The 6871-nt window shown below is 67.9% G+C and carries 6 protein-coding genes; 3 read left to right on the forward strand and 3 right to left on the reverse strand.

Annotated features, from left to right (window positions below):
- Positions 1-61: 61 nt before the first annotated feature.
- Positions 62-1228 (reverse strand): efflux RND transporter periplasmic adaptor subunit, encoded by a 1167-nt coding sequence (locus VF649_RS05445; RefSeq protein WP_331010946.1) that lies wholly within the window; start codon positions 1226-1228, stop codon positions 62-64.
- Between the two features lie 147 nt (positions 1229-1375).
- On the opposite strand from VF649_RS05445, the gene VF649_RS05450 reads away from it, so the two are divergent.
- Positions 1376-2017, forward strand: coding sequence for a TetR/AcrR family transcriptional regulator (locus tag VF649_RS05450; RefSeq protein WP_331010947.1), 642 nt, complete (start codon positions 1376-1378; stop codon positions 2015-2017).
- A gap of 64 nt (positions 2018-2081) precedes the next feature.
- Here the strand turns inward: VF649_RS05450 and VF649_RS05455 are convergent, their stop codons facing one another.
- Complete coding sequence (locus VF649_RS05455) at positions 2082-2567, reverse strand: MucR family transcriptional regulator (RefSeq protein WP_331010948.1); 486 nt, start codon at positions 2565-2567, stop codon at positions 2082-2084.
- 391 nt (positions 2568-2958) lie between these two features.
- Here VF649_RS05455 and VF649_RS05460 point away from each other — a divergent pair, with 391 nt between their 5' ends.
- Entirely contained in the window at positions 2959-4197 is a 1239-nt protein-coding gene (locus tag VF649_RS05460; protein WP_331010949.1) for a dicarboxylate/amino acid:cation symporter, read from the forward strand.
- Positions 4187-5194 (forward strand): N-acetyl-D-Glu racemase DgcA, encoded by a 1008-nt coding sequence (gene dgcA / locus VF649_RS05465; RefSeq protein WP_331010950.1) that lies wholly within the window; start codon positions 4187-4189, stop codon positions 5192-5194. The genes VF649_RS05460 and dgcA overlap by 11 nt, the downstream gene beginning before the upstream one ends.
- A gap of 138 nt (positions 5195-5332) precedes the next feature.
- Here dgcA and VF649_RS05470 read toward each other — a convergent pair.
- A partial coding sequence (locus VF649_RS05470; RefSeq protein WP_331010951.1) for a S9 family peptidase occupies positions 5333-6871 on the reverse strand: 1539 nt, incomplete at its 5' end.

Genomic DNA, 6871 nt, shown 5'->3' on the forward strand with positions numbered 1-6871 from the left:
CCTTTATCGAGCTGGGAATTGGGCGCGCGGCGCGGGCACGCGGCGCGTCCGGTCATGACGATCAGCGTTGCGCCGGTGCGGCGGCGGCCGGGGTCGCGGCGGCGGGTGGCCTGGCCCCGGCGATGCGGACCGGCGCGCCCGGACGGGCCATCTGCAGCCCGTTCACGATCACGCGGTCGCCGGCCTTCAGCCCATCGGTCACCACCCAATTGCCGCCCTGAAGCTCACCCACCCGGATCTGTCGGACGGTGGCGATGCTGTTCTGACCGATCACCAGGACGTTGGCGCCCTTGGGGCCGATCTGCACCGCACGTTGCGGAACGGTGATGCCGCGGTTGTCGGTGCCACCCTGAACCTTCGCGCGAACGAACTGCCCCGGAAGGAGATAGCGGTTGGGGTTCGGGAATTCCGCACGCAGGGACACGGTGCCGGTGGATTCGTCAACGGCCATGTCGAGAAAGTCGAGATGCCCGACGGGCTGGTAGGGCGTGCCATCCTCCAGCGCGAGCGTGACGCGCACCCGGTTGAGATTCTGCGCCTTGATCCGCCCGGCGGCGATATCCTGGCGCAGTTTCAACAGGTCGCTGCTGGATTGCGAGAAGTTGACGTAGATCGGATCAAGCTGTTCGATCCGCGTCAGCAGCGTGGCGCCGCTGGCGCTGACCAGCGCGCCTTCGGTCACCTCCGCCCGGCCGACACGGCCGGAGATCGGCGCGACGACATTGGTATAGTTGAGCGTCAGCCGGGCGCGATCGGCCTGGGCGCGCGCATTGGCGACATCGGCCTGGCCCGAACGCTGTTCCGCGACGGCGGCGTCATATTCCTGTTTGCTGATCGCCTGTTGTCCCACCAGCGGCTGATACCGGGCGACGACCTGGGCGGCATTGCGGGCGGTCGCTTCGCTGCGGCGCAGCGTCGCCTGCGCCGCTTCGTAATCGGCGCGGCGTTCGCGCGGATCGATACGGAACAGCAGCTGCCCCGCGCGGACGTCGGTGCCCTCTTCGTAGACGCGGCGCTCGACGATGCCGTCGACGCGCGCGCGCACCTCCGCCGTGCGGATCGCCGCGACTCGGCCGGGCAGTTCCACCACCAGCGCGACGGCGGTGGGACGGATCGTGACCACCTCTACCTCCGGCGGGGGCGGCGCGGGCGGCGCGTCCTGCGCACAGCCGACGAGGGTGAGGGCGATCAGGGTGGCGGAGGCGCCGATCTTCAGACTTGCGAACATGAGCGCGCTGGCTCCCTTTGTTCCGAACCGGATATCTCGCCCAAAAGACGTGTCGGCACGCCAGACCGGGCTTGTTCAATGGCGCGTAATGTAGAATACACTACGCGTCAAACCTGTTTTTTGCGTCGCAGCACGAAGGCCGTTTTCATGAAGATGCCACGGATCTGTGACGAACCCGAGATCGGCCGTCGGGAACGCCGCGCCGGCGCGATGGTGGCTGCCGCGAAGGACCTGTTCCTGGAACGGGGCTATGACGCGGTCAGCCTGACGCAGATCGTACAACGGTCAGGCGGATCGCTGTCCACGCTGTACGATCTATTCGGCAGCAAGCTCGGTTTGTTGAGCGCGGTGGTGAACGCCGAACGCAACGACGACATCGGCCGACTGCGCATCATCCTGTCCCGCGACGAACCGCCGGCGGCGATCCTGCGAGCGGCCGCAGGCCATTTGCTGGACATGATGGCCGATCCGACGCTGGTCGGGTTGATCCGGCTGGTGATGGGGGAAGTGCTGACGTCACCGGAATTCGCCGCCCGCATCTATGCGGATACGCACAAGCCGTTGATCGACGAATTCAGCGCGTTGTTCGCGCAGTGGAATGCGGAAGGCAGGGCGCAGATGCCGGAGCCGCAAATCTCCGCCCACATGTTCACCGCGCTGTTCTTCCACGCGCCACAGATGCGCGTGTTGTTCAGCGACATGCGCGCGCCCGAAGTCTGTGAACGACAGCAGATGCTGGGGCGGGCGATCGACATGTTCCTGGCAGGTGCGTCGATCGCGCCCGATTGAACCGAACCGCCGATACAAACAGGGCCGGTCCCGAAGAACCGGCCCTGGATGATACAGGCGGGAATCAGCCCTCGGCGTCCTGCGATGCCTCGGCCGTCTTTTTCGCGCGCGGCTTGCGTTCGGCCTTAGCGGCGGGCGCTGCTGCTGCCGGTTCCGCCTTCTTCCGGCCCAGGCCGAAGGAGTGGGCGAGTTCGCGGCGACGTTCGCTATAGGCCTTGGCCGTCATCGGATAATCGGCCGGCAGGTCATACCGTTCACGATATTCCGCAGGAGTCAGGCCGTTCTGCGCCAGATGCCGCTTCAGCATCGTGTAGGGCTTCCCGTCGATCATCGAGATGATGTGGTTCGGGTTCGCCAGCGATTTGCGCGCGGAAACCGCAGGCTCGGGCTTTTCGGCCGGCGGCGGTGCCTGCGGTTCGCCAAGACCGGCCATGGCGGCATAGGTCGCGCGGATCAGGCCGGGTACGTCGGCGGTCGCGACATTGTTGTTCGACACATGAGCGGAAACGATATCGGCGACCAGGCCGAGAAGATCTTCGTTGGCGGGCATAACGGAAATTGGTCCTTCAATTGACACCGAATATCGCGACGGATTCCTCCGATATCGAGATTCGCAGGCTGCATTTAGTCGCCCTTGCGCTCCGCTCCAAGATGTTCGCGAAACTTTCATGCCGCTGCATCAACGTAGTCGCACCGGAGGACGATCTTTTTACCATGATCGATGGTATCACACCGAAGATCCCGACGAACCACGACCTTCGACGAAAGTTCACGGGCGGGCCGAACCGAATTGCCGATGGCCATGGGCGACGCGTCATAGGTTAGGGATCCTTTCGCGGTGCCGTCGGGTTGCAGTGCGAATATTACCGTCTGGTAAAGGAACGCGCTGGACAATTGCGTGTCCCGCCGGACAAGGATCATGCGCGCAGCAGGAGCACCCCATGTCGTCCACCGTTCGGATCCTGCTGGCGCTGTTGATCGGGCTGGCGACGGGGGCGGGGCTGGCCGCCGCCGGCGGGGCGATCGGGCCGGTGGTGCTGGGCATCGCCGAACCGGTAGGCAAAGCCTGGCTGAACGGGCTGCAGATGCCGCTGGTGCCGCTGGTGTTCGGGTTGCTGGTGACCGGGATCGGATCGGCCGCGCAATCGGTGCGCGCGGGCGGGATCGCGCGGAGGGCGATGCTGCTGTTCGCGTTCGGCCTGCTGGCATCGACCGCGTTCAGCGCGGTGGCGACATCGTCGATCCTGTCATGGTGGCCGGTGCCCGCGGGCGGCGCCGCGGCATTGGGCAGTCCGGCCCCGATCGCGGAGGCGGCCGGCGCGGTCGAGCCATCGGCGGCATGGTTGCTGGGGTTCATCCCGGTCAACCCGATCCGCGCGGCGGCGGACGGCGAGATGGTGGCGGTGGTGCTGTTCGCGCTGGTGTTCGGATTTGCAGCATCGCGCATCGCGGAGGACGGGCGCGCGGCGCTGTTCGGTGTCGTGCAGGCCATGGTCGATACGCTGATGGTGATCGTGGGGTGGGTGCTGGTGCTGGCGCCGATCGGCGTGTTCGCGCTGGGTCTGGTGGCGGGGTATCGATCCGGATTGGCGAGCGCGGGCACGTTGCTGCATTATGTCGCGCTGATCGTCGCGATTTGTCTGGCGGTCACGGTGATCGTCTATCCCATCGTCCTGCTGTTCGGGCGGATCGGGCTGGCGCGGTTCGCGCGGGCGGCGGCGCCCGCGCAGGCGATCGCGTTCAGCACCCAATCCTCGATCGCGTCGCTGCCGGCGATGATCGCGGCGTGCGACGGGCCGCTGGCGGTGGTGCGCGATGTACGCAGCATCGTCCTGCCGCTGGCCATATCCCTGTTCCGCGTGACCAGCCCGGCGGCGAACATCGCGGTCGCGCTGTATCTGGCGGATGTGCACGGCGTCACGCTGTCGTTCGGAACGATCGCGATCGGCGTGCTGGTGGCGGCGGTGGTCAGCCTGGCCGCGGTCGGATTGCCCGCGCAGATCAGCTTTTTCACCACGATCGGGCCGATCTGTCTGGCGATGGGTATTCCGGTGGGGTTGTTGCCGCTGCTGCTGGCGGTGGAGACGGTACCGGATATCTTCCGCACCATGGGCAACGTCACGGCGGACATGGCGCTGGCGCGGATCATCGGGCGGAGGGATGCGGGCGATGCGGCGTAAGGTGACGATCAGCGAGCGCAGCTTTCCGCTGGCGACCCCGTTCCGGATCGCGCGCGGGACCAAGACCGCCGCCGATGTGGTGCAAGTGATGATTGCCGAGGGCGATGCCGTCGGGCGCGGGGAGGGGGTGCCGTACCCCCGCTATGGCGAAAGCGTCGCGGGCGCGGTGGCGGCGATCGCGGCGGTGCGGGGCGCGATCGAGGATGGCGTCGGGCGCACGGAACTGGCGACGATCATGCCCGCCGGTGCGGCGCGCAATGCCGTCGATTGCGCATTGTGGGATCTGGACGCGCGGCTGGCCGGGCAGAGCGTGGCGGCGCTGATCGGGCAGGCTGCGCCGGGCCGAATGGCGACCGCGCTGACCATCGGACTGGACCGGCCGGATGCGATGGCGGCGGCGGCGGCCCGGCTGGCGCATGTGCCATTGTTGAAGGTGAAGGTGGATGCCGGCGACCCGGAAGCGCAGTTGCGTGCGGTGCGGGCGGCGGCGCCGGGGCCGCGGCTGATCGTCGATCCGAACGAGAGCTGGACGATGGCGGTGCTGGACCGGATGCAGGGCGTGCTGGCGGACTGCCGCGTCGATTTGCTGGAGCAGCCATTGCCGGCGGACGCGGATGGCGCGTTGGCGGGCTATGCCGGGTCCGTCCCGGTGGCGGCGGACGAGGCATTGCACGGTCTGGACGATCTCGACCGCGTCGCGGGCCGCTATGGCGTGGTCAACATCAAGCTGGACAAGACTGGCGGCCTGACCGCGGCCCTCGCGCTGGCGGCGGCGGCGCGTGGGCGCGGGCTGGGCGTGATGACCGGGTGCATGATCTGTTCGTCGCTGTCGATCGCGCCGGCGTTGCACATCGCCGCCGGATCGGCGTTCGTCGACCTGGACGGACCCTTCTGGCTGCGCGCGGACATGGCGGGCGGCGCCAGCGACGCGGACGGCATGCTGGTACCGCCGGTCGCAGGGTTCTGGGGCGATGCAGCCCCGGCGGAGGGCGCGTAGCCAGAGCATCGAGCGTTGAATATGATCCGTTCGTCCCGAGCGCAGTCGAGGGACGTGTCACATAGGCTGCGTAGCGTATCGCGACTTCGCCCGATACGAACAGGTCGGTTGGATGGATCGGATGAAACGCTAGATGCTCTAGCGGGCGGCCGCGACCGGAGCAGGGGCAAGCAGCCGATCGAGGAACGTCATGCTGGCATCATAGGCGCTGACCCAGCTTTGATGCCGGATGAAGCTGTGGCGTTCATCGGGCAGCAGCAGGTCTTCATGCGGGATGCCGCGCGCGGTCAGCATCTGCCCCAGCAGCACCGATTGCGAAACATCGACATTCTGGTCGTCGTCACCGTGGATCAGCAGGACCGGCGCGCGCCAGCGATCGATCGCCGCGATCGGGGACGAGGCCCATTGCACCTGGCGGGCGGCATCCTGCTGCATCGGCGACAGGCCGGCGGCAGGAGCGCGGAGCAGATTGTGGACGCCGTGCAGGTCGACCCCGGCGGCGAACAGCGCACTGTCGCGCGCGAGGCCGAGCGCGACGAGATAACCACCCCAGCTGCCGCCCCAGAGCGCGATCCGGCGGGGATCGACATCGGCGCGCGCCGCCAGGAACAGCGCGGCGGCCCGGACATCGCGATATTCGCTGGCGCCATCGCGGCCGGTGTCCGGCGCATCGCGGAAGGCGAGACCGTAGCCGGTGCCACCGCGATAATTGACGGCGAGCACGTCATAGCCCCGGGCCGCCATCACCTGATTGAAGATCCAGGCATTGGAATAATAGCGCGACGGGTGGAAACCCAGCAGCATCTGGCGCCGCGGGCCGCCGTGCAGGAAGATCAGCGCGGGGTGGCGGCCGGGGCCGGGCGCATGGAAATACTGCCCGTGGATGAGGAGGCCGTCGTCGGCGCGGAAGAGGACCGGTTCCGCCGGTACGAAGCGCGCGGCCGGTGCGATCGCGTCGCCCGTGTCGACCAGCGGGCTGAGCATGCCGCCACGCGCGATCAGCGCGGGAAAGGCGGGGTGGGTGCTGTCGGTGGCGATCACCGCGACCGCATCGCCGGCCGTCGCGGGATAGACCTCGATCCCGGTGCCGCGGGTCAGTTGGCGGGCAGGGCCGCCGGACAGCGCGCGGCGCCACAGATGGCGGCGGTCGATGTCCCCGGCATTGGCGACATAGAGCAGGTCGCGCCCGGTGGAATCGAGCAGGAAGCTTTCGACCTCGAACATGCCGGCGGTCAGCGCGCGCGGCGTGCCGCCGGTGGCGGGAAGCGCGAAGACATGCAACCAGCCGCTGCGTTCCCACGGAAAGATCAGCTGGTCGTCCGCCGTCCAGAACAGGTTGCGTCCGCGCGTGCCGGCATAAAGCCCGCCCGGTCCGACCGGCGCGCGCCACACCTCACGCGCGCGGCCATCGCGCAGATCGACGATGCGGATCGACCAATAGCCGCCGCCACCCGGCGCTGCGGGCGGCGGCGGGGTGAAGCGGATGAAGGCGATGCGGGTGCCGTCCGGGGAGAAGACGGGTTCGACATCCTGCTGCAATGCGGGATCCGGAAAGGACAGCCGGCGCCGGGCGATGTCGAACAGCGCGGTGGTGGCATGATCGCCGCGATCATTCTGGAACAGCAGTTGCGCGCCATCCGGTGACCAGGTCAGCCCGGCGACGGATCCTTCCACGGT

It is taken from the genome of Sphingomonas sp. (assembly GCF_036387535.1).
GTDB lineage: Bacteria > Pseudomonadota > Alphaproteobacteria > Sphingomonadales > Sphingomonadaceae > Sphingomonas_R.